At 55.0% G+C, this 20,374-nt stretch carries 20 protein-coding genes and 1 tRNA gene; 11 read left to right on the forward strand and 10 right to left on the reverse strand.

Annotated elements, in window-relative coordinates:
- Nucleotides 1–32 precede the first annotated feature (32 nt).
- Nucleotides 33–356 (reverse strand): GIY-YIG nuclease family protein, encoded by a 324-nt coding sequence (locus ACN0VL_RS10570; protein WP_417617147.1) that lies wholly within the window; start codon nucleotides 354–356, stop codon nucleotides 33–35.
- Between the two features lie 52 nt (nucleotides 357–408).
- On the opposite strand from ACN0VL_RS10570, the gene ACN0VL_RS10575 reads away from it, so the two are divergent.
- On the forward strand, nucleotides 409–1,119 hold the full coding sequence (locus ACN0VL_RS10575) for an SIMPL domain-containing protein (protein WP_417617149.1): 711 nt from the start codon (nucleotides 409–411) through the stop codon (nucleotides 1,117–1,119).
- A 110-nt stretch (nucleotides 1,120–1,229) separates the two neighbouring features.
- Here ACN0VL_RS10575 and ACN0VL_RS10580 read toward each other — a convergent pair whose 3' ends face one another.
- On the reverse strand, nucleotides 1,230–1,715 hold the full coding sequence (locus ACN0VL_RS10580) for a protein-disulfide reductase DsbD domain-containing protein (protein WP_417617151.1): 486 nt from the start codon (nucleotides 1,713–1,715) through the stop codon (nucleotides 1,230–1,232).
- A 188-nt stretch (nucleotides 1,716–1,903) separates the two neighbouring features.
- Here ACN0VL_RS10580 and ACN0VL_RS10585 point away from each other — a divergent pair, with 188 nt between their 5' ends.
- Complete coding sequence (locus tag ACN0VL_RS10585; RefSeq protein ID WP_417617153.1) at nucleotides 1,904–2,368, forward strand: FxsA family protein; 465 nt, start codon at nucleotides 1,904–1,906, stop codon at nucleotides 2,366–2,368.
- A gap of 142 nt (nucleotides 2,369–2,510) precedes the next feature.
- Here ACN0VL_RS10585 and ACN0VL_RS10590 read toward each other — a convergent pair whose 3' ends face one another.
- Nucleotides 2,511–3,809, reverse strand: coding sequence for an MATE family efflux transporter (locus tag ACN0VL_RS10590; protein ID WP_417617185.1), 1,299 nt, complete (start codon nucleotides 3,807–3,809; stop codon nucleotides 2,511–2,513).
- Nucleotides 3,810–4,060: 251 nt separating this feature from the next.
- Between ACN0VL_RS10590 and ACN0VL_RS10595 the strand changes: the two genes are divergently transcribed.
- The 4 genes from ACN0VL_RS10595 (at nucleotide 4,061) to ACN0VL_RS10610 (ending at nucleotide 8,693) form a co-directional block, all read left to right on the forward strand.
- Nucleotides 4,061–4,351 carry a co-chaperone GroES gene (locus tag ACN0VL_RS10595; RefSeq protein ID WP_417617155.1) on the forward strand — a complete coding sequence of 97 codons (291 nt, stop codon included), beginning with the start codon at nucleotides 4,061–4,063 and terminating at the stop codon, nucleotides 4,349–4,351.
- Between the two features lie 35 nt (nucleotides 4,352–4,386).
- Nucleotides 4,387–6,033 carry a chaperonin GroEL gene (gene groL, locus ACN0VL_RS10600; protein ID WP_417617157.1) on the forward strand — a complete coding sequence of 549 codons (1,647 nt, stop codon included), beginning with the start codon at nucleotides 4,387–4,389 and terminating at the stop codon, nucleotides 6,031–6,033.
- 228 nt (nucleotides 6,034–6,261) lie between these two features.
- Nucleotides 6,262–6,762 carry a molybdopterin-binding protein gene (locus ACN0VL_RS10605; RefSeq protein WP_417617159.1) on the forward strand — a complete coding sequence of 167 codons (501 nt, stop codon included), beginning with the start codon at nucleotides 6,262–6,264 and terminating at the stop codon, nucleotides 6,760–6,762.
- Nucleotides 6,759–8,693, forward strand: a complete 1,935-nt coding sequence (locus ACN0VL_RS10610) for an EAL domain-containing protein (protein WP_417617161.1) — start codon at nucleotides 6,759–6,761, stop codon at nucleotides 8,691–8,693. Before ACN0VL_RS10605 ends, ACN0VL_RS10610 begins: the two co-directional genes overlap by 4 nt.
- 62 nt (nucleotides 8,694–8,755) lie before the next feature.
- On the opposite strand, the gene ACN0VL_RS10615 is transcribed toward ACN0VL_RS10610, so the two are convergent.
- Entirely contained in the window at nucleotides 8,756–9,070 is a 315-nt protein-coding gene (locus tag ACN0VL_RS10615) for a hypothetical protein (protein WP_417617162.1), read from the reverse strand.
- Between the two features lie 31 nt (nucleotides 9,071–9,101).
- On the reverse strand, nucleotides 9,102–10,130 hold the full coding sequence (gene epmB / locus ACN0VL_RS10620) for an EF-P beta-lysylation protein EpmB (RefSeq protein ID WP_417617164.1): 1,029 nt from the start codon (nucleotides 10,128–10,130) through the stop codon (nucleotides 9,102–9,104).
- 33 nt (nucleotides 10,131–10,163) lie between these two features.
- On the opposite strand from epmB, the gene efp reads away from it, so the two are divergent.
- Nucleotides 10,164–10,730, forward strand: a complete 567-nt coding sequence (gene efp / locus ACN0VL_RS10625) for an elongation factor P (RefSeq protein WP_417617166.1) — start codon at nucleotides 10,164–10,166, stop codon at nucleotides 10,728–10,730.
- 116 nt (nucleotides 10,731–10,846) lie between these two features.
- On the opposite strand, the gene ACN0VL_RS10630 is transcribed toward efp, so the two are convergent.
- Nucleotides 10,847–11,890, reverse strand: coding sequence for a GMP reductase (locus ACN0VL_RS10630; RefSeq protein WP_417617168.1), 1,044 nt, complete (start codon nucleotides 11,888–11,890; stop codon nucleotides 10,847–10,849).
- A gap of 249 nt (nucleotides 11,891–12,139) precedes the next feature.
- Here ACN0VL_RS10630 and ACN0VL_RS10635 point away from each other — a divergent pair, with 249 nt between their 5' ends.
- The gene (locus ACN0VL_RS10635; protein WP_417617170.1) at nucleotides 12,140–12,556 is read left to right on the forward strand and encodes a VOC family protein; all 417 of its coding nucleotides are present in this window, start codon (nucleotides 12,140–12,142) and stop codon (nucleotides 12,554–12,556) included.
- Between the two features lie 79 nt (nucleotides 12,557–12,635).
- Nucleotides 12,636–13,610 (forward strand): elongation factor P--(R)-beta-lysine ligase, encoded by a 975-nt coding sequence (gene epmA / locus ACN0VL_RS10640; protein ID WP_417617172.1) that lies wholly within the window; start codon nucleotides 12,636–12,638, stop codon nucleotides 13,608–13,610.
- 9 nt (nucleotides 13,611–13,619) lie between these two features.
- On the opposite strand, the gene ACN0VL_RS10645 is transcribed toward epmA, so the two are convergent.
- The 4 genes from ACN0VL_RS10645 to rsgA form a co-directional block, all read right to left on the reverse strand.
- Nucleotides 13,620–14,117 (reverse strand): DUF4136 domain-containing protein, encoded by a 498-nt coding sequence (locus ACN0VL_RS10645; protein WP_417617174.1) that lies wholly within the window; start codon nucleotides 14,115–14,117, stop codon nucleotides 13,620–13,622.
- Nucleotides 14,118–14,185: 68 nt separating this feature from the next.
- Nucleotides 14,186–17,512, reverse strand: a complete 3,327-nt coding sequence (mscM, locus tag ACN0VL_RS10650; protein ID WP_417617176.1) for a miniconductance mechanosensitive channel MscM — start codon at nucleotides 17,510–17,512, stop codon at nucleotides 14,186–14,188.
- A gap of 63 nt (nucleotides 17,513–17,575) precedes the next feature.
- Nucleotides 17,576–18,436 carry an archaetidylserine decarboxylase gene (gene asd, locus ACN0VL_RS10655; protein WP_417617178.1) on the reverse strand — a complete coding sequence of 287 codons (861 nt, stop codon included), beginning with the start codon at nucleotides 18,434–18,436 and terminating at the stop codon, nucleotides 17,576–17,578.
- Nucleotides 18,437–18,473: 37 nt separating this feature from the next.
- Complete coding sequence (gene rsgA, locus ACN0VL_RS10660) at nucleotides 18,474–19,511, reverse strand: small ribosomal subunit biogenesis GTPase RsgA (protein ID WP_417617179.1); 1,038 nt, start codon at nucleotides 19,509–19,511, stop codon at nucleotides 18,474–18,476.
- 88 nt (nucleotides 19,512–19,599) lie between these two features.
- Here rsgA and orn point away from each other — a divergent pair, with 88 nt between their 5' ends.
- Entirely contained in the window at nucleotides 19,600–20,145 is a 546-nt protein-coding gene (orn, locus tag ACN0VL_RS10665) for an oligoribonuclease (protein ID WP_417617181.1), read from the forward strand.
- A gap of 153 nt (nucleotides 20,146–20,298) precedes the next feature.
- Nucleotides 20,299–20,374, forward strand: a tRNA-Gly gene (locus ACN0VL_RS10670).

Raw genomic sequence — 20,374 nt, forward strand, 5'->3', positions numbered from 1 at the left:
AACACCTTAGCACTTGGTTATGCAACGGCGCCTCAGGGCGCCGTTTTTATTGTGGCTTGCAGGGAGTGCCAGAGAGCGTCTTCTTTCAGTAACCGTTCTTTGCGGGCTTTGGGCAGTCGCTTGAGGCGATATTCCAGCCGCAACGCCAGGGTTTGATTGGCAACCGGACGCTGCCACACCAATTGCGCGGGCCGGCGGGCCCAGACATAGCGAGAGGCACGGGAGGGCTGCTGATTATGCTCCCTGCAGCGACGTTCCGGGTCTATGCTAATACCGGTATACAGGCTGCCATCGCTGCAGCGTAATAGATAAAGGTACCAGTGCTGAGGTACGCATTCGGGGGCTAAATCAGGCATAAGTGGCTTGTGAGTCAACAAGTTATGACGGCCATCATAACGGGGTAAATCAATGAATAAAAATGATCTTGGGCCGGCTCTGGTACTGGGTATCGCTGTGGCGACAGGACTTGTCTGGGGCGGCAGTTATCTGAAGGATGCGGTACAGCTGTGGAAGCAGGCCGATAGAGTGGTGTCGGTAAAAGGCCTGGCCGAGCTGGAGGTTGCAGCGGATCTGGTGCTGTGGCCGATCAGTTTTTCGGTCTCTGCCGGCAGCCTGGCTGATTTGTATCAGGTCATTGACGGCGACAGAAACAAGATCCGTGCCTTTTTAGCGCAGGCGGGGTTTAAGGATGAAGAGCTGAGTTTTGCCGCCCCCGTGGTACAGGACTTGTGGGCCAATCAGTATGGCGAGCAGCGTCCGCCATTGCGGTACAGGGCCGATGCGGTCTTGCTGGTGCGCTCTCGGCAGGTGGAGCTGGTGAAGAAAACCCAGCCCGAATCGGCACAACTGGTCAGTCAGGGGGTGCTGCTGACACAAAGCTACGAGCACAAAATACAATATATCTTTACCCGGCTGAATGAGATTAAACCGCAGATGATTGCCGATGCGACCGCCAATGCGCGCCAGGCCGCCGCCCAGTTTGCCAAAGATGCAGACGCCGAGGTTGGGGCGATTCGTTCGGCTCAGCAAGGATACTTTTCGGTCTCGGATCTGGACTCGTACACCCCGGAAATAAAGCGGGCACGAGTGGTAACCAGCGTCGATTACCTGCTGGACTGATAGGTGGTAAACCGGCTCAGGAAGGCAGCCTCTTGTCTCTGGGTTGGTTTACCCTAGTGCTGCCCGGTGACGACAAAAGACAGGTGACGCGTGTTTATCGCTTTGCCGGATCAGGGCTGAGGGAGCACCGCAAGCTGCCTGGTTTGAGGCGGGTAGCAGAGCCCGGTGGTGCAGCCTTGATAACGCACTTCAAGCTGGCCGTTTTTTTCTACATTGTGTAGCGGTATATCCAGGGTCAGCTGCCGATAATATACCTGGCTTTTGCCAAAGTACTCATCCTCGTGCGGCGTACCGTCGGGTAGGGTCCAGTCGCCCATGTGGGCGTTGTGTACGGAAGCCGCCAGCGTATGGCGATACAGATAATAACCCGGCTCGATATCAAAGGTGAGTTGCAGGGAATTGGCGCTCTGCTTGCTGCTGAGTACAAACGCCTGATCTACCGGTAAGAAGTCGGTATGGGGGCTGGATGTTGCCGGCGAGCTCAGTCCTAGCCACTCCAACACACCGGCCTGGGCTGGCAGGGTAAGCAGAGAAGTGGCCATCAGCAGGGCAGTCAATAAGCGCTTAACAGCTAAAAACATCGATATACTCGGCATAAATCACCTTTCGCTCGTCAGATGTTGTCACTATAGCGCCGGTGTAGGTTAAAATCATCGGCAAAGCGGATTTGAAAACCATACCCTTGACCCCCATGTTAAGGGTTTCACCCAGATAAGCGCCAATGCAGGCGCGAGATGAGGTATGAGTGGGTAAGATTTTTTTACTGTTTATAGCAGCAACCTTGATGGAAATTTTTGTTTTTATCGAGGTGGGCTCGGCCATCGGCGCCTGGAGCACCATAGCGCTGATTGTATTAACGGCCGTGATCGGCCTGAGTCTGGTGCGCATTCAAGGCTTCCAGACGCTGATGGAAGCTCAGCGCAAGGTCAACATGGGCGAGACACCCGCGCGGGAAATGCTGGCGGGCATGATGTTGGCGGTCAGTGGCGTTTTGCTGCTGTTGCCGGGCTTTGTTTCCGATCTCGGTGGTGTACTCTTGCTGTTACCGCCGGTGCGCGCCGCCCTGGTGGAGCGCTTTATCAGTCGGATGAAGGTGCAAACTCATCAGGGGCAAACCTTTACTGCGGATTATCACAGAACCGACGACACCGATCAGCAAGCGCGACTGGATCAGTACCTGAAACAAAAGCGCAACGATGAAGGCACCACCTTTGAAGGTGACTTTCAGCGCAAAGACGACGACAAGTAATCAGCACATAGCTGTAAGCCATCAGTGGTAAGCGATCAGCCACAGATAACATTTAAAAATATAAAGACAGATACTGACAAAAGACGGTTTCTGCCTTTATCCGGTCTGTTTTCTTATCGCTTATCGCTTATCGCTTATCGCGTTAGTTTGCCGGTTGTTTTATCTTCCAGGGAAAGCACCACCAGGCGAAGGTGCCGGCTATGATGCCGGCCAGTATGTTGGCGATTAATATACCGGTGAAGACGCCCGTCTCACCAAACCAGTGGTTACCCATCCAGGCCAGGGGCAGCAAGAGGCCAAACAGCCGTATACTGTTGAGCAACAAGGAAATACTGGAGACACGCAAGCCGTTCAATGCCGACGCCAGCAGCATGAAACAGCCCTGCAGTCCATAGCCCAGTGGCACCAGGCGAAGATAAAGGGTCAAATGCCGACTCACTTCCGGGCTGTCCGTGAACTGGTCTGCCAGCCAGGGAGCCAGTAGCCACAACAGCGCAAAAACAACCAACTGAAAGCCAATGGCAAAATGCATCGACTGCAGCAATGCCAGCCTGCTGCGCTGATGCTGACCCGCCCCCGTGTTTTGTGAAACAAAGGGCGCCAGCACCGAGCTGAGGGCCATCATGGCGATCAGCATCAAGGCTTCGATGCGTGAGGCCGCGCCATATGCAGCGACCACTTCCGTGCCCAACCCGGCCAGTATCATCATTAATACCGCCGTGCTTAACGGGTTGAGCAGGTTGGTAAAGGAGGCGGGAATGGCCACTTGTAACAGTTTGCGCCAGTGGCCGAATAACAGGCCAGGCTGTATCAATGGCCAACCTAACAGCCGTTCTCTACGCCACAATAACCAGATGCCCACACCGCTGGCCATCAGCCAGGAACAGGCCGAGGCAATGGCTGCACCTTTAATGCCCAGCTCGGGAAAGGGGCCAATGCCAAAAATAAGTAATGGATCGAGCAGGCCGTTGACCAAGCCGGCCACCGTCATGACCAGGCTGGGCGTTCGGGTGTCGCCGGTGGCACGAATGGCCGAGTTGCCGACCATGGGCAGAATGAGCAAGGGCATGGTGAGGTACCAGATCAGCATATAGTCGTGCAGCAGCACCAGTAGCGCATCGGTGGCACCCAGTAACCTGAACAAGGGATCTATGCTCATCACCCCCAGCACCGAGAGCAGACAAGCCAGCAACAAGGCTAGCAGCAGGCTGTGGCCGGTAAACAGGGCGGCCTGCTGCTGACAGCCGGCACCCAGGGCCTGACCCAGGCAGGCAGACAGGCCGGCCCCCAGCCCCATGGCCAGAGAGATCACCACAAAGGTCACGGGAAAGGTAAAGCTGATGGCGGCCAGGGCATCGGTGCCCAGCAAGCCGATAAAGAAAATATCCACCAGATTGAAGGCTTGAATAGCAACAATGCCCAGCGCCATGGGGCCGGCCATTTTTGCCAGTTGCCGACCTATCGGGGCTGTGAGTAGCAGGTTTTGTGATACCACAAATGTTCTCTTGAAGTGAGTAGCAGAGGCCACGAAGGTGACTCTTATGATAGCGGTTGTGCGCCCGGCTTGAAAAAAAATACCGCCTTAGCCCTTGAAGGGCAGGAATGTGCTCCCATATAGAAGAACAGTATAACAGTTTGCGGCCGCCGGCCGCTTATATCACTAGGTAACAACACTCATCAGGAGAGTTATCGATGAACATTCGTCCATTACATGATCGCGTTATTATCAAGCGTATTGAAGCCGAGTCAAAATCTGCCGGAGGCATAGTGTTGACCGGTTCTGCTGCCGAAAAATCCACCCGAGGTGAAGTGCTGGCGGTAGGTAATGGCCGCACATTGGATAGCGGTGAAGTAAAAGCCATGTCTGTCGCTGTGGGTGACAAGGTTATTTTCAATGAAGGCTTTGGTGTGAAAACCGAGAAGCTGGACGGTCAGGAAGTATTGATCCTGTCTGAAAACGACATTCTGGCTATCGTCGAATAATCATCTGGCTAATCTATTTTCAAGGAATATGAATAATGGCTGCTAAAGAAGTAAAATTTGGTAACGACGCTCGCGTACACATGCTCAAGGGTGTGAACATCCTGGCCGATGCCGTTAGGGTAACTCTGGGCCCTAAAGGCCGTAACGTAGTGCTGGACAAGTCTTTCGGTGCCCCCGTGATCACCAAAGATGGTGTATCCGTGGCCAAGGAAATCGAGCTGGAAGACAAGTTCGAGAACATGGGTGCCCAGATGGTAAAAGAAGTGGCATCCAAGGCGAATGACGAAGCGGGTGACGGTACCACTACTGCCACCGTACTGGCTCAGTCTATCGTTAACGAAGGCCTGAAAGCCGTTGCAGCGGGCATGAACCCGATGGATCTGAAGCGCGGTATCGATAAAGCCGTGATTGAGGCCGTTGCCGAGCTGAAGAAACTGTCTGTACCTTGTAAAGACACCAAGGCGATTGCCCAGGTGGGTACCATTTCTGCCAACTCCGACCAAACCGTGGGCGCGCTGATTGCCGAAGCCATGGAAAAAGTGGGCACCGATGGCGTGATCACCGTAGAAGAAGGCCAGGGTCTGCAGGACGAGCTGGACGTGGTAGAAGGTATGCAGTTCGACCGTGGCTACCTGTCTCCTTATTTCATCAACAAGCAGGAAACCGGTACCGTTGAACTGGACGACCCCTTCATTCTGCTGGTTGACAAGAAAGTCTCCAGTATCCGCGAATTGCTGCCGGTACTGGAAGGCGTAGCCAAGCAATCCAAGCCGCTGCTGCTGGTTGCCGAAGACATCGAAGGCGAAGCCCTGGCGACTCTGGTCGTGAACAACATGCGCGGCATCGTTAAAGTCGCCGGCGTTAAAGCCCCGGGCTTTGGCGACCGTCGCAAGGCCATGCTGCAGGACATCGCCATTCTGACCGGCGGTACCGTCATTTCCGAAGAAGTGGGTCTGGAGCTGGAAAAAGCGACGCTGGAAGACCTGGGCCGTGCCAAGCGCGTGGTGATCAGCAAAGACAGCACCACCATCATCGATGGTGCGGGTGAAGAGACTGCGATTGAAGCACGCGTTGCTCAAATTCGTCAGCAGCTTGAAGAGTCGTCTTCAGACTACGACAAAGAGAAACTGCAAGAGCGCGTGGCCAAGCTGGCTGGCGGTGTTGCCGTGATCAAGGTCGGTGCTGCTACCGAAATTGAAATGAAAGAGAAGAAGGCTCGCGTTGACGATGCCTTGCACGCGACTCGTGCCGCAGTAGAAGAAGGTGTGGTACCGGGCGGTGGTGTGGCACTGGTACGCGCAGCCAGCAAGCTGAGCGAACTGCGTGGCGACAACGAAGACCAGAACGTGGGTATCAAGGTAGCCCTGCGCGCCATGGAATCTCCACTGCGTCAGATTGTTACCAACGCCGGTGAAGAAGCCTCGGTTGCCGTATCCAATGTAAAAGCGGGCGAAGGTAACTACGGTTACAACGCCGGCAACGACACCTACGGCGACATGCTGGAGATGGGTATCCTGGATCCAACCAAGGTCACCCGTTCTGCACTGCAGTTTGCCGCTTCCATCGCTGGTCTGATGATCACGACCGAAGCCATGGTTACCGAACTGCCTAAGCAGGATTCCCCAGCCATGCCTGATATGGGTGGCATGGGCGGCATGGGTGGCATGGGCGGCATGATGTGATTTAAATCACATTTATACTGCCTGGTCCTGGACCATGCACAACAAAACCGGGCCCTGGTGGCCCGGTTTTTTGATCTTGATGGCTGAACCTCTTCGCCGTTATCGGCAACCAATGCAGCGAAAGCAGATAGATTCAGGCTCACTGAGTTAAATGTTATAGTAGGAGCAGACGTTATGTTGCATTAACAATGCAAGTACAGTTGCCAGTCGGGTGCAAGGGATTGGGGTATGAAGCTGCTAGCCGGAATGCTGATGTTCGTGCTGTCATGGCCGCTGCAGGCGGTGAGCGAGCCGGTGATCCTGAGTGTATACGGTGATATCAGGATCAATGATCGTCATTACGGCCGAATGGACTTTACCTTGAGTGAATTACAGGCCCTTACCCAGGGTCACATCACCACAACCCACCCCTGGACCAGAGAGCCCAGGAGTTATCAGGGGGTGGACCTGAATGTCCTGTTTGGATTTCTGTTCCGTCACAGGCGCGTGCTGGGTTTGCAGTTGGAAACATTAAACGATTTCAGCGTCGCTGTAGACTGGAGCGAGATTGCGCCTCTTTCTCCCATTCTGGCCTGGCAAGAGAACGGAACCCTGATGACGCGACGTAATAAGGGGCCCCTGTGGCTGATGCTGCCATTCGAGCGGCTTTCCGACATACAGCAGACTAACTATGTGCCCCTCATGGCCTGGCAACTCAGGGCGATACGGGTGTACTCGGATCCTGAATGAAACGACTATTTTCTTTTTTCCCCCGCATCGATGGCCAGTACGACCGTGTGCACCCGTTCAAGTTTGTCATAGGCGGCTTCTTGCTGCTGACCATTGTCTGGCTGGGGAGTCACGCCACTCATACGCTGATAAACATTCGCCAGCACAATACCCTGTTAGAGCAGCGTACCTATGAAGTCCCCTGGTCTTTAATGCAATTGCAGCTGGAGATGGGACGGTTTCTGGATGCGGTACGCCTGCGCCATGCCGAAGCCATCACGCAGGAAGACTTTATGCTGCGTTATGACCTGTTATGGAGCAGAACACCGAATCTGCTCAGTACCCGGTTCAAGAATACGCTCAGCGAACAACCGGACTTATGGTTGCTGATCCGGCAAATTGATACACGGGTGCGCGAACTGGAGCAGCCAGTACAGAGCCTGCGGCCGGATACGACAGATTACCTGTTTATTCTCACCGAGCTCAGCCCTTATCTTGAGCCGCTTTCCCGCACCGTGACGGCCACCATGATCGACAGTGTGCGGTTTTATGCAGAATATGACCAGGTGTATCGTGAACTCGGCAAACGGCTCTATCACCAGATCATCGGTTTTTTTATTGCGCTGGTGTTGCTGCTGCTGCTGTTATTTCGTGAGCTGCGCCGCTATTGGCAGCTACAGCAACAGGACCCGTTAACGGGCCTGCCCAACCGCTTTGCCTTGCAACGCCACATGACCCCCATGATTGAACAGGGGATCCCGTTCAGCGTCACGGTATTGGAATTAAAGGACTTTACCAAGTATCACCACCGCTTTGGCTTTAAAGTCATCGATGGGCTACTGCAGGAGTGTTGCCGACGGCTGCAGCAAAGCCTGCAGGCTAACGAGTTTATCGCCCAGCCCGATCAGGGAGGGGTATTGATAGTGGCGCGCGGCGTGGTCGAGCTGGAAGAAGTGCGGGCGCAAATGTCTCGCTTTCGCCAGGCACTGGCCAAAAAAGCCACCGTTGACGGCTATGACTTTCATATGCAGCCCATCATGGGAGTGGTGCTGTACCCGGCCGATGCGGATAACCTGGTTGATCTGCTGGCCAGGGCGGAGCTGGCGTTAGAGCTGTGCAAGCAGAATAAGTCTTCCTATGTATTTTTTGATCCCTCCTTGCTGAAGGACATGTCGCGTCGTCAGCAGCTGTCCAGGGATCTGCCAGCGGCGCTGAACAGTGATAGCCTGAGCCTGCAACTGCAGCCGGTGGTCGAATGGCCCAGCCAGCAGTGCCTGGGGTTACAGGTGCTGATGAGCTGGCAGCATCCGAGTTGCGGCGTCATTTCCATGGCCGAGCTGCTGCGGGTAACCGAGCAATATCAGCGCTCGGAAAGCCTGATCCTGTGGGCGCTGCAATCGATATGCCATCAGCTGGCGGCCTGGCAGCGCCGCAGTACCGCGTCGTTATTCATCAGCTTGAGAATACCTGCCGATCTGTTTCGGCCGGGTGTCGAGCAGTCGCTGCTGCGGGTGTTGGAAGAGTACGCCATCAACCCTGAAGCGCTGGTACTGGAAATAAACGAAAGTGTTGCCATGCAAGATCCCCGGGAAGCCATGCATACCATGCAGGGCATACGGGCCACGGGGATGCGTATCATATTGACCGAGTTTGGCAGTGGCTACTCGGCGCTGGGGGCTTTGCCACAATTGCCGCTGAACTGGCTGCAGCTTGATCCTACCTTTTGCAGTGGCATCGAGCATGAAGGCGGGACGCGTCGTCAGCTGGAAACACTGTTTTCCATGGGCCAGCTGCTGCAGTTTCCTTTGGTTTATTCCGGCGTCAATCATCCAGCCGAACTGGCGGTGCTGGAAAAAATGGACAGCAGCTTGTTGATACAAGGCGATATGGCAGGCGAACCCCTGTTAACCACAGAGGTCGGAGAATGGCTGGAAAAAAACAGCCAGCGGTGAGCTAGAAGAAAATCTGAGCTTATATAAGGCGTGAGGCGGTTTGGCTGCTCACGCCTCATTCTTCACGCAGAAGGCAGCTGCATAAACTGGCTGAGGGTCTCGGCCAGCAGCTTGATTTTGTGCACCATGCGCGATAGCAGGTCCTGATATTCTTCTTCGGTTGTCGAGGTCAGAATTTCCAGCTCCTCCGCCAGTTCGGCCACGTAGGGCATAAAATGATCGGCATGCGTTATAAACTGGCTGTCTTCGCGCAAGACGGCACTGAACTTGGCCTGGCCACGACTCCGCAGCTCGGCCAGTTTCTTGTCCGCATCAATCGCCTGGTGATACAGCTCTTTCAGGGTGTCGTTCAACTTATTGGTAACAGAATCATTCATGCTGTGTTTACCTGTTCTTTAATGGAAGGCGTCAACCCGGCTCCAGGCCAAGGTCGATGGGAGTTTTATTATGTTCGCCGCCAATTTCACGCACCAGTTTAGGGATTAAAAAGCCGGGTAGCTGGGCCAGCATCTCGGCCATGAGGGCGGTGGCGGTGGCGTCATCAACCGCAAAGTGGGCTGCGCCTGCCACCTTGTCCAGCTGATGCAGGTAATAGGGTAAAATGCCGGCGACAAACAAGCGCTCAGACAGCTCGCACAAGGTGCTGGCGCTATCATTAACGCCGGCCAGCAAGACACTTTGGTTCAACAAGGTTATGCCGGCCTGACGCCAGCCGACGAGCCGCTGGCACAGGTCGTCATCAATTTCATTGGCATGATTGATATGCAAGACCATGACCGCCTGCAGGCGGCTGCTGGCAAGCCGTTGCAGCAAGTCGCCGGTCAGTCGGGAGGGAATCACCACCGGCAGTCGGGTATGAATACGCACTCGTGTTAGATGCGGGATGGCTTCCAGTCCGTCGAGCAGAGTGGCCAGCTGCGCATCTTTGGCCATCAGCGGATCACCACCGGACAGGATCACTTCGTTGATCTCGGGGTGGGCGGCAATATAGTCGAGCGCCTCGCGCCAGCCGGCCTGATTAGGGCTGTTATCGGCATAAGGGAAATGGCGGCGGAAACAGTAACGGCAGTTGATGGCACAGCCGCCGCGCACCACCAGTAGTACGCGGGAGCGATACTTGTGCAACAGGCCGGGCAGGGCACTGTGATGCTCCTCTAGGGGGTCGGCGACAAAGCCGGGCACCTCGTTGAATTCCTCGACTAATGGCAACACCTGACGCAGAAGCGGATCATTGGCATCCCCCGGGCGCATTTTTGCGGCAAAGGGCCGAGGTACCCGCATGGGAAATAACTGCCGGGCCTTGAATCCGGGCTGCCAGGAAGACGGGTCAAGCTGCAGGTAATTCAGCAACTGTTCGGGGGTGGTAAAGGCCTGGGCAAGTTCTTTTTGCCAGTTAATATGTAAATTTTCCTGTTTTAGGGGTATGATTGCCGGCATTTTCTGCAACTCTGTCAAACTCACGAGGGTAAAATGGCCTCTTATAGTACCAATGATTTCCGCTCCGGCCTAAAAGTTATGCTGGATGGCGAACCGTGTGCCATCGTTGAAAACGAATTTGTTAAGCCGGGTAAGGGCCAGGCGTTCAGCCGTGTGAAGATCCGTCGTCTGCTTAATGGCAAGATGCTGGAAAAAACCTTCAAGTCGGGTGAAACCCTGGAAGCGGCCGATGTGGTCGATATGGAACTGGCCTATCTGTATAACGATGGCGAGTTTTACCACTTTATGGATAACGATACCTTTGAGCAGCTGGCCGCCGACGATAAAGCGGTAGGTGATGCCAAACTGTGGTTGAAGGAGCAGGATATCTGCACCCTGACCCTGTGGAACGGTGCCGCTATTTCTGTTACTCCGCCCAACTTCGTTGAGCTGGAAGTGGTAGACACGGATCCGGGTCTGAAAGGTGATACCGCGGGTACAGGCGGTAAGCCTGCCACTCTTTCTACCGGTGCCGTGGTTCGTGTGCCACTGTTTATCCAGATTGGCGAAGTACTGAAAGTAGACACTCGCTCTGGTGAATATGTCTCACGCGTAAAATAAGCAGCGAGCTTTACAATAAAAACGGCGCCGAAAGGCGCCGTTTTTTATTGAGCAGAGCGGTGAGAAGCACACACCTCCCCCTCACGCCTCACCCTTCACGGCTTGCACTTCACGCCTTACTCCTTGCCGTATACATTGTTTTCCTGCTCGCGTACGCGAATAAAGGTGGTGCGCTTGGTCAGTTCTTTCAGCCGCTGTGCGCCCACATAAGTGCAGGTGGAGCGCACTCCACCCAGAATGTCCTGAATGGTATGTTCAACCGGGCCACGGTAGGCCAGCTCAACCGTCTTGCCCTCAGCGGCCCGGTACTTGGCCACACCACCCGCATGCTTGCCCATGGCGCTGGAAGAGCTCATGCCATAAAACTTCATGTAGGCTTTTCCATCGCGCTCTATCAGCTCGCCACCACACTCCTGGTGTGCGGCCAGCATGCCGCCGAGCATGACAAAGTCGGCGCCGCCACCAAAGGCCTTGGCCACGTCACCCGGACAGGTGCATCCCCCGTCACCAATGATTTGACCACCCAAACCATGGGCGGCATCGGCGCATTCGATAATGGCCGACAGCTGTGGATAACCTACACCGGTTTTAACGCGAGTGGTACACACAGAGCCCGGGCCTATGCCGACCTTAACGATGTCGGCCCCGGATAAAATCAGCTCTTCTACCATTTCACCAGTGACGACGTTTCCGGCAATAATGGTGTGATCCGGCCACTGTTTGCGGGCCTTGCTGACAAAAGCCGTAAAGTGCTCGCTGTAACCGTTGGCCACGTCGATGCAGATAAAGGTCAGTTCATCGGACAGCGCTAAAATCTGCTGTAGCTTTGCAAAGTCTTGGTCAGAGATACCACTGGATACAATAACGTGTTTTAGCGTTTCGCTGCTCTGGCTCGAGATAAATGCCTGCCACTCGTCCACGGAGTAATGCTTGTGTACCGCAGTCAGGATCTGATGTTGTGCCAGGGCGCGGGACATGGCAAAGGTCGCCACTGTATCCATGTTGGCGGCAATAATCGGCACGCCGGACCAGCAGCGACCCGAGTGCTTGAACACAAACTCACGGTTCAGCTCTACTTGGGAGCGGCTGTTAAGGGTTGAGCGTTTTGGGCGAAAAAGTACATCGCTAAAGCCCAGCTTCAAGTCTTCTTCGATACGCATTGCGGGTTTACCTCGGTAAGTGACAGGCACAAAAAACCGGGGGTTTCTTAGGCCCCCGGTTTTCAGCATTTTAGGTTTCTGAAATCTTTTTGCAACTATCCTGACTCCTTGTTCAGGAATTAATTTGTTCGGCTCTGTTTAGCAAAGCCATTTTTATGGTGAGTGCGGGGCTGATAAACAGCCGGTCTGCTGTTATTTTGTACAGATTTGCGTCATGCTGTTAACAAGCTTGGTAATGAGGGGTGGGTTATGTCTACGGTGCTGTTCAAGATAGTGGGGCTGGATCATCTGATGCTCAGAGTGCGCAATCCACAGCGAATGCTGGACTTTTACTGCCGGGTACTGGGCTGCACGCTGGAGCGAGAAAAAACGGACATCGGGCTTTATCAACTGCGTGCCGGTGCTCAACTGATCGACCTGGTGGATATTCGGGGCCCGTTGGGCGGAGAGGGATCGCCTGCGGATCAGTGCAGAGCCAACATGGATCATTTTTGCCTGAAAATCTCGCCCTTTCAGCCCGATGAGCTGAGTGCCTACCTGGCGAAAAATGGGGTTATTTACGAAAAACCGATTAGCCGCTACGGAGCCGAGGGCGAAGGACTGTCGATTTACCTATACGACCCTGAAGGTAACCAGCTGGAACTGAAAGGGGGGCTCGGCGAGTAGCTGACAGGCTGCTTTTTTAAAGGCTGCCTTAACCGGCTGGTTAAAGGTAAAATCCCCTTTATTTGGGGGATAACCATCTATGACATCAATTGCCTGGCCACCTACGGCGCCGCTTGCCTTGTTACAGCGGAGAGCCCAGTTACTGGCGCAGATCCGTGGTTTTTTTGCCGAACGCCAGGTTCTGGAAGTGGATACCCCGACCATGGCCAGCGCCGGTGTGACCGATGTGCATCTGGAAAACTTCAAGACGCATTTTGTCGGCCCCGGTATGGCCGGTGGCATCGAGCTGTATTTACAAACCTCGCCAGAATTTCATATGAAGCGCATGCTGGCGGCGGGGTATGGGGCCATTTATCAGATTGCCAAAGCCTACCGTAACGAAGAGTCCGGCCGTTTGCATAATCCGGAATTTACCATGCTGGAATGGTATCGCCCCGGGTTTGATCATCATCAGTTGATGGATGAAATGGCCGATTTGCTGCAGCTAGTGCTCAACACTGCTCCCCCTACCCGGATCACGTATCAGCAAGCCGTGAGTAGCACCCTGGGTGTCTGCCCGCTGACCGCGTCACTGACCGAACTCCGCCAGGCTGGATTGGGGCTGGGCGCCGATGACTTGTTAGCGCGAGAAACCGATCGTGATACCATTTTACAGCTGTTGTTTGCGTTGGGAGTCGAGCCGCGTATTGGCCAGCTTGAACCCTGCTTTGTGTATGATTTCCCGGCCAGTCAGGCGGCGCTGGCTCGCATCAGCCCGCAGGATGCCAGAGTGGCGGAGCGATTTGAGGTGTATTTCAAGGGCATTGAACTGGCGAATGGCTTTCATGAGTTGAGTGACGAGCGCGAACAGCGTCGTCGTTTTGAACTCGATAACCAGGCGCGGGAGGCGAGAGGCTTGGCCACGCGGCCTATCGATGAATATTTGCTTGCTGCCCTGGCCGCCGGTTTACCCGACTGTGCCGGAGTCGCGCTGGGCATCGACCGTCTGGTGATGCTGGCAGCGGGCGCCGAATCCCTTGATCAGGTGATTGCGTTTCCCGTTACTCGAGCCTGATGGGATTATTTACTTGGGTGGGTAGGTGGCCAACAGCTCGCCCACTTGTCGGGTAATACGCCGGCTACGTTCGCCACCACTGAGCTTGTCGGCAGGAAACGCGGAGTTGTGTTTGCTGCGCCAGACCACACGCTTGCTGGCGGGAAGCGTCAGCCATAGTTCCAGTTTTTGCTGGCGCACGGCACCGTATACTCTTTCTTCATCATCCCGGATATCGCCATGGCGAGACAGCATGCTCGGCATGGTGGTTAGTAATTTGGTCTCTGATTTCAACCGGTAATGCAACCACAGGGATGCCTGCTCGGGAGGTGCTAGATTAAGCCCTCTGGTGGGGAGTTGTGTGCGAGCGGCGGCGGCAATACGAGCGCCATCCAGTGAGTCGAGATCGCTGCCTGGCGCCAGAGATGCGCTGTTAAAGCGCGTAAAGTCCACATCTTCGGCATAGTCGTAGGCCGGAGTACAACCGCTGAGCAATAACCCGATAGCAAGCAAACGTATGAATAGCATGATTAACTCCGACTGACCTGTTTTGTTATTTATGGTCAGTCGGCGTTAAAAAGCAAGGTCGACAGGCCCTAGTTGCTTGCCTTATTGAGCTCACCGGCGCTCGGCATGGCCGTCATGAGCTGCTCGCCCAAGAGCCGGATATCGACCTGTTGATGGGGTATTTTGATGTCGTACTGGCGCAGACGAGTCAACAGCAGGTTATGCAGCTCGTGGGTCATGGGCATGCGATAGCTCATGTCTTCTACGTATACCCGCACTTCGTAAACCAGCGCCGAGTCGGTCAGTTCAACCAGAAAAACTTCGGGGGCCGGGGTGTCGAGAATCCGGCTGCACTCGTTGATGGCTTCGTAGGTAATGCGCTGTACCAGGTCGGTATCTGCATCGAGGCGCACCCGCACCAGGAGCCGGATACGGGTAATGGCATCCGACAACGACCAGTTGACGAACTGCTCGGTAATAAAGGCCTTGTTGGGGACGATAATTTCCCGTCGGTCCCAGTCCACTATGGTAGTGGCACGGGTTTTTATTTTAGAGATGGTGCCCGTCAGCTCACGAATGGTGACGGTATCGCCAATGCGGATCGGTTTTTCAAACAGGATAATGAGGCCGGATACAAAGTTGGCAAAAATCTCCTGTAACCCAAAGCCCAGCCCCACCGACAGCGCCGCCACCAGCCACTGGGTCTTCGACCAATCGATACCCAGCATGGCAAAGGTGGTAAAGGCGCCAATGATCAGCACGATATATTTAGAGATGGTGGTAATGGCAAAGCCGGTGCCCGGCGATAAATCCAGGTGCTGTAATACGCTCAGCTCCATCAGGCCCGGCAGGTTGCGGGCGGTGATCCAGGTGAGCACCACGACGAACAGGGCAATCACCAGATCCTTGAGCGAAATAGGCAGCAGGGCGTCTTCACCGGCCAGCGAACTGGAGACCTGCCAGACCTCTATGCTGTCGAGAAAGCTGAAAGCGGTATTAATCTCTGACCATAACAGCATCAGGCTGAGCAGATAGCCGAGCATGAGCGCCGAGCGCAGTAGCCCCAATGATTGGGCACTGATGATATCAAGATCAACCTCGGCCACGGCTGCCGCTTCCGCTTCCGGGCTGGCAGGGGTGTCGGGGGGATCATCTTTTTCTTTGCGCTGGGCCAGAATTTCGGCCCGTTTGCTTTTGGCCCGATCAAAGGCCAGGCGCCTGCGCTGGATCAGCATCCAGCGACGCACCAGGTAATAAAACATCAAGAAACCCATGCCCACCAACACCGAGACTTCGAGCTGGCGCAACAGCGTGTGTGCGGTGTACAGGTACCCCATCAAGGCACCCACCAACGCCAGCAATGGCGCCAGGATCAACAGCCCCCACAAGAAATGGTTGGCTATGGTTAGATGCTCCTGGCGGGGAGGGGAGACCAGCAGCGGCAGGTCTTCCCGAAACATGCGCCAGGAAAACAGACTGGTTAACAGGCAGACGATAACAAAGCTCAAGCGCCCCAGGGTGTCGTACAGGGAGTACTCCCGATAGTCGCGAGCCAGATACAGCACCAGCAAGGCGGGCAACAAGGCCAGCATCAGGCTCTGAAACTGACGCCAGATGCGCCGCACTCTGTCATGGGGCAGGTTAAAGTGCACAATCAGCAGCCCCTTGCTCATCATCAGGTTGCCGGCAAACAATAAAATAAACACCGGCAGCATCAATTGACTGAGGCCGTGAGCCAGAGCCATTACCACGGGCGGTGCCCAGGGGGAGTCGATGGCACTGCTGAGCAAGGACAACAAGGCCGGCAGGGGCATGGCCGTCAACAGGCTGAGCAGCAGGGTGTTGAAGGTGTAGTCGTATCTGTCCTGGGTCACGTTACCAATACGGGTGCTGATTTTTTCCAGGTAGGCTCGCAGGCTGCGACGACTCATGAACCAGAGGTAGATAACGAGCAGCGAGCTGAAAGCATACATGGACAGGCTGGCAACACTTTGTTGCAGCAGGGTCTGTGGCAATGCGGTCCAGGTAGACAGGGTCAATAGCCAGCCGACTGTTTCCATCAGGGCACCGGAAAACTGACTGTCGATGGGCCTGAGATCCGGCAGCCAGAACAGGCGGTCGTCGGTCAGAGCGCGAATTTCGTGCAGCTGACTGTTCTGACGACTGTATGCGACCTTCAGGCGGGTTTGTTCATGGATCTGATTGTCGATGGCGCTGATCAGCCGCTCCAGCAGCCGCTGCTGGGTCGCCAGCAACTCGTCAATCTGCAGGCGCTGCATGTCGGTGATGCCCTGGGCCTTGTCGCTGAGTAACAGTTCGGTGCGATAGTTATTGTTTCTGAGACTATCCAGCGACTCCTGATAACCGAACTTGTCGACCCGGCTTTGAACGATGCGTGCTTCAAGCTGCGGCAGGGAATAGGGCGGGGGGAGTTCACTGAGACGGTTGCGCAGGTTTTCGCCAAAGCCACGACTCACCTGCAACCATTCCAGCTGCTCTTTAAGATTGACTTTCATGTCGGCCAGCTCAGAAGCGGCACGCTCTACGGTTTGGTACTCCAGCTGTAAGGCTTCTACTTCACGGCTTCTTTCACTTAACGAGGCCGCCAGCCGCTGGTTGATGGTTTGCTGTTCAACCAGCAGTTTCGAGTCGGTTTCCACTTCATCGAGCAATCGATCGCTTTCGGCAATCGCGGCTTCGGTGGTGGCGCGTCGCAACTCATTTTGCCGTTGCTGTAACGCCTCTATCACCATATCCGTGTCTTGCAGCTGACGATGTAAAATATCGAGCTTCAATCGATTGATGCTGTCTTTGTTGCTGGAAGACAACTGTTCCAGCTCCAGCGCCTGGATACGATGCTGCAGGTTTTGTTCACGGGCGATGATCAGGGTGCGAACGGCCTTGTCCTGTCGTCCCCGGGTGTCGTTGAACTGAAGTTTGTCCAGAGACTGCTTGGTATTACGTAACTGCTGGCGCAGATCGTCCAGCAAGTCATGCAAACCGCTGCTGCTTAATTCCTGCAGGTTAAGGGCGTTGGTCAGCTCTTCTCGCTGTCGCCTGAGCCCGAGCCGCTGGGCCTGGGCTTCTACCAATGCTTGCTGGGCCGCATCTTCATCCAGCTCGGCGATATAGTCCAGATTAGTTGGGGTGAGATTGGCTTGCCGCTGTTCGAGTTGTTTCAACTCGGAGGGATAGCCATCCATAAAGGTTTTTAGGTCTGCTGCCTGCTCCTTGTAGCGCTCGCCTTCACGCACCAGCTGCAATGCCTGGTTATAGTCTTCACGTAGTCTTTTCAGCTCAGGTTGATCACCTTCGGGGACTTCGGCTAACAGCGCTTCAATATCGGCAACACTTTGATCTGCCAATAGCGGACCGGGAAGCAAGAGGGCGAGTAACAACAGGATGGGCGCAAACACGGCGGGCTCTCAACAAAAATAAAAATCAGACCGCGGCTCCTTATTCAGCCGCGGCAATCAGTGTCAGGGCTGATTTATACGACCAAACTCGGTTCCCATTCGTGTAGGTGTGCCGGGCAGTAATTGTTCCGACAGTGTAACCTTGCCGGGGGCAAACAAACAAACCACAGTGCTGCCCAGTTTGAAGCGTCCCATTTCTGCGCCTTTGGCCAGGCGAGGGGCGGTGGCGGCATCATAATCCCAGCGCTGAATGCGCTTTCCTGCCGGAGGGGTAACGGTGCCTGACCACACGGTTTCTATGCTGGCCACTATGGTGGCACCCACCAAGACCAGGGCCATGGGGCCGGCGGCGGTGTCGAACAGGCACACCACCCGCTCGTTGCGGGCAAACAGTTCGGGTACCCGGGAAGCCGTGAGCGGGTTCACCGAAAACAGTTCACCCGGCACATAAATCATGGTTTTCAGCACGCCATCTATGGGCATGTGAATGCGGTGATAATCCTTGGGAGCCAGATAAATAGTGGCGAAGTCGCCGCCCATGAAGGGCTCGGCCAAGGCCTTGTCGCCACCCAGCAGGGTGCGGGCGCTGTAGTCGTGGCCTTTGGCCTGAATGATGCGACCTTGCATGATAGGGGCCAGCTGACTGATGGCACCGTCTACCGGCATGGCCAGCAGGCTGTCGTCTTCAACGATTGGCCGGGCGTCGGCTTTAAGGGCGCGGGTAAAAAAATCGTTGAAGCTGCTGTAGTGAGCAGGGTTCTCATACTGGGCCTCGCTCATGTTGACCTTGTATTGGCGGATAAAGCGTTTGATGAGCCACTGGGAAAGGCGAGAGTCCTCTCTGGCGGCCAGGCGGCCAACCAAGCGGGATACCAAGTGTTTGGGGAGCAAATATTGCAGCAAAATTTTCAAATGATCAGTCATTGTGATTCCGAAAAGTAACCTTATTAGAGTGAGTTAATCAAAGAGAATTGGGGTGATGGCGCGTCGGTTTGTCGGCCATGGCCGCCATAATGCGGTGATAGCTTTCCAGTCGCTCGGGGTGAATGCTACCGTTTTCTTTTGCCTCCTGGATCAGGCAGCCCGGATCGGTACCGTGCTTGCAGTCGCGGAAACGGCAACCGCCCAGATATTCCCTGAATTCACGAAAACACCAGGCAACCCGCTCCGGGGCCAGGTGCCACAGGGAGAACTCGCGAATACCGGGGGAGTCGATCAAGGAGCCGCCAGAGGGGAAGTGGTACAGCCGCGCCGTGGTGGTGGTGTGCTGACCCAGCCCGGAGTTGTCGGACACGGCGCCGGTAACGGCGTCTACATGAGGCATGACCGCATTGACCAGGGAGGATTTACCCACACCGGATTGACCGACGAAGATACTGGTGTGATCGTTGAATGCCTGCTTTAATTGCGCCAGTCCTTCACCGGTCTCGCAGCTGACATAGAGCACCTGATAGCCAATATCCGCATAGCGTTGCAGCAGTTTCTCTGCTTGCTGGCGCTGGTCGTCGGTGAGCAAGTCCACCTTGTTCAGCACTATCATGGGGGGCATTTCCACGTCCTCTGCGGCCACCAGGTAGCGATCGATCACGTGGCAACTGAGCTCGGGCAGTACGGAAGAGACCAGCACAATCTGATCGATATTGGCTGCCACCGGCTTAACACCGTCATAAAAATCGGGGCGGGTCAGCACGGTTTGCCGTGGGTGCACGGCTTCGACTACGCCGCTGATGCCCTGGCTGCTATCCAGCCCCGGGCGCCAGACGACGCGATCCCCGGTGACGATAGAGGACAGGGTACGTCTGAGGTTGCAGCGATGTATCTGCTGTTCGCCGTCTTCAATATCGGCATGCTGGCCAAAGCGACTGATCACCAGACCCTCTTGCTGTGGCCCTAGCTGACTATCGTCTATGGTATCGGCGGCGTTGCGCTTGAGGCGACGGCTGTGATTATCACTGACCCGTCGCGACTGGCCTTTGCTAAGCTTCTTTCTCTTGGTCATGATATTCCTAAACCTGCATTTATTAGTGGCTATGATACACTTTCCTGTTTCAACTTGTCCCTATTGCCACCGTGCTTTGCGAGATAATATGAACGTACATGCAGAAAATCTGGTCTGGATCGATCTGGAAATGACGGGGCTGGACCCGGAAGAACACAAGATTATCGAAATAGCGAGCATAGTCACCGATAAAGAACTGAACATTCTGGCAGAGGGGCCTGTGCTGGCCATTCATCAAAGCGACGCCGAGCTGGCGAAGATGGATGACTGGAACGTGCGTACCCATACCGGCTCCGGCCTGGTGGCGCGGATTAAAGAGAGTCAGGTAACCGAAGCACAGGCGATAGCCCAAACCCTGGCTTTTCTTCGCCAGTGGGTGCCAGAGCAGACATCGCCTTTGTGCGGTAACTCCATTGGCCAGGACAGACGTTTTCTGGTGCGGCACATGCCGGAACTGGAAGCCTTCTTTCACTATCGCAATGTGGATGTCAGTACGGTTAAAGAGCTGGTACGCCGCTGGCAGCCGGAATTGTTGGAACAATTTACCAAAAAGGGCAGTCATCAGGCGCTGGACGACATTTGCGAGTCCATTGCCGAATTACAGTTTTATCGCAAAACCGTGTTCAAGATTTAAGCGTAAATCGCGGTATTGTCGAGGATTTGAGCAAACGGCGATCCGGGACCAAAAAAGTCTTGCATTCAATTAATCCGCTCGTATAATTCGCCTCCCGTAGCCACTGGTAATTGTGAAGCAAGCCACTGGTTACAAAAGGTTAAGAATAAGAGTGCGGGAATAGCTCAGCTGGTAGAGCACAACCTTGCCAAGGTTGGGGTCGCGAGTTCGAATCTCGTTTCCCGCTCCA

Source organism: Oceanisphaera sp. (genome assembly GCF_048268965.1).
In the GTDB taxonomy this organism is placed as follows: domain Bacteria; phylum Pseudomonadota; class Gammaproteobacteria; order Enterobacterales; family Aeromonadaceae; genus Oceanimonas.

Excerpts from the sequence above, each read along its gene's own strand:
- ACN0VL_RS10570 (WP_417617147.1), bottom strand. The coding sequence starts at position 356 with ATGCCTGATTTAGCCCCCGAATGCGTACCTCAGCACTGGTACCTTTAT.
- ACN0VL_RS10575 (WP_417617149.1), top strand. The coding sequence starts at position 409 with ATGAATAAAAATGATCTTGGGCCGGCTCTGGTACTGGGTATCGCTGTG.
- ACN0VL_RS10580 (WP_417617151.1), bottom strand. The coding sequence starts at position 1,715 with ATGCCGAGTATATCGATGTTTTTAGCTGTTAAGCGCTTATTGACTGCC.
- ACN0VL_RS10585 (WP_417617153.1), top strand. The coding sequence starts at position 1,904 with ATGGAAATTTTTGTTTTTATCGAGGTGGGCTCGGCCATCGGCGCCTGG.
- ACN0VL_RS10590 (WP_417617185.1), bottom strand. The coding sequence starts at position 3,809 with ATGGCCGGCCCCATGGCGCTGGGCATTGTTGCTATTCAAGCCTTCAAT.
- ACN0VL_RS10595 (WP_417617155.1), top strand. The coding sequence starts at position 4,061 with ATGAACATTCGTCCATTACATGATCGCGTTATTATCAAGCGTATTGAA.
- groL (WP_417617157.1), top strand. The coding sequence starts at position 4,387 with ATGGCTGCTAAAGAAGTAAAATTTGGTAACGACGCTCGCGTACACATG.
- ACN0VL_RS10605 (WP_417617159.1), top strand. The coding sequence starts at position 6,262 with ATGAAGCTGCTAGCCGGAATGCTGATGTTCGTGCTGTCATGGCCGCTG.
- ACN0VL_RS10610 (WP_417617161.1), top strand. The coding sequence starts at position 6,759 with ATGAAACGACTATTTTCTTTTTTCCCCCGCATCGATGGCCAGTACGAC.
- ACN0VL_RS10615 (WP_417617162.1), bottom strand. The coding sequence starts at position 9,070 with ATGAATGATTCTGTTACCAATAAGTTGAACGACACCCTGAAAGAGCTG.
- epmB (WP_417617164.1), bottom strand. The coding sequence starts at position 10,130 with ATGCCGGCAATCATACCCCTAAAACAGGAAAATTTACATATTAACTGG.
- efp (WP_417617166.1), top strand. The coding sequence starts at position 10,164 with ATGGCCTCTTATAGTACCAATGATTTCCGCTCCGGCCTAAAAGTTATG.
- ACN0VL_RS10630 (WP_417617168.1), bottom strand. The coding sequence starts at position 11,890 with ATGCGTATCGAAGAAGACTTGAAGCTGGGCTTTAGCGATGTACTTTTT.
- ACN0VL_RS10635 (WP_417617170.1), top strand. The coding sequence starts at position 12,140 with ATGTCTACGGTGCTGTTCAAGATAGTGGGGCTGGATCATCTGATGCTC.
- epmA (WP_417617172.1), top strand. The coding sequence starts at position 12,636 with ATGACATCAATTGCCTGGCCACCTACGGCGCCGCTTGCCTTGTTACAG.
- ACN0VL_RS10645 (WP_417617174.1), bottom strand. The coding sequence starts at position 14,117 with ATGCTATTCATACGTTTGCTTGCTATCGGGTTATTGCTCAGCGGTTGT.
- asd (WP_417617178.1), bottom strand. The coding sequence starts at position 18,436 with ATGACTGATCATTTGAAAATTTTGCTGCAATATTTGCTCCCCAAACAC.
- rsgA (WP_417617179.1), bottom strand. The coding sequence starts at position 19,511 with ATGACCAAGAGAAAGAAGCTTAGCAAAGGCCAGTCGCGACGGGTCAGT.
- orn (WP_417617181.1), top strand. The coding sequence starts at position 19,600 with ATGAACGTACATGCAGAAAATCTGGTCTGGATCGATCTGGAAATGACG.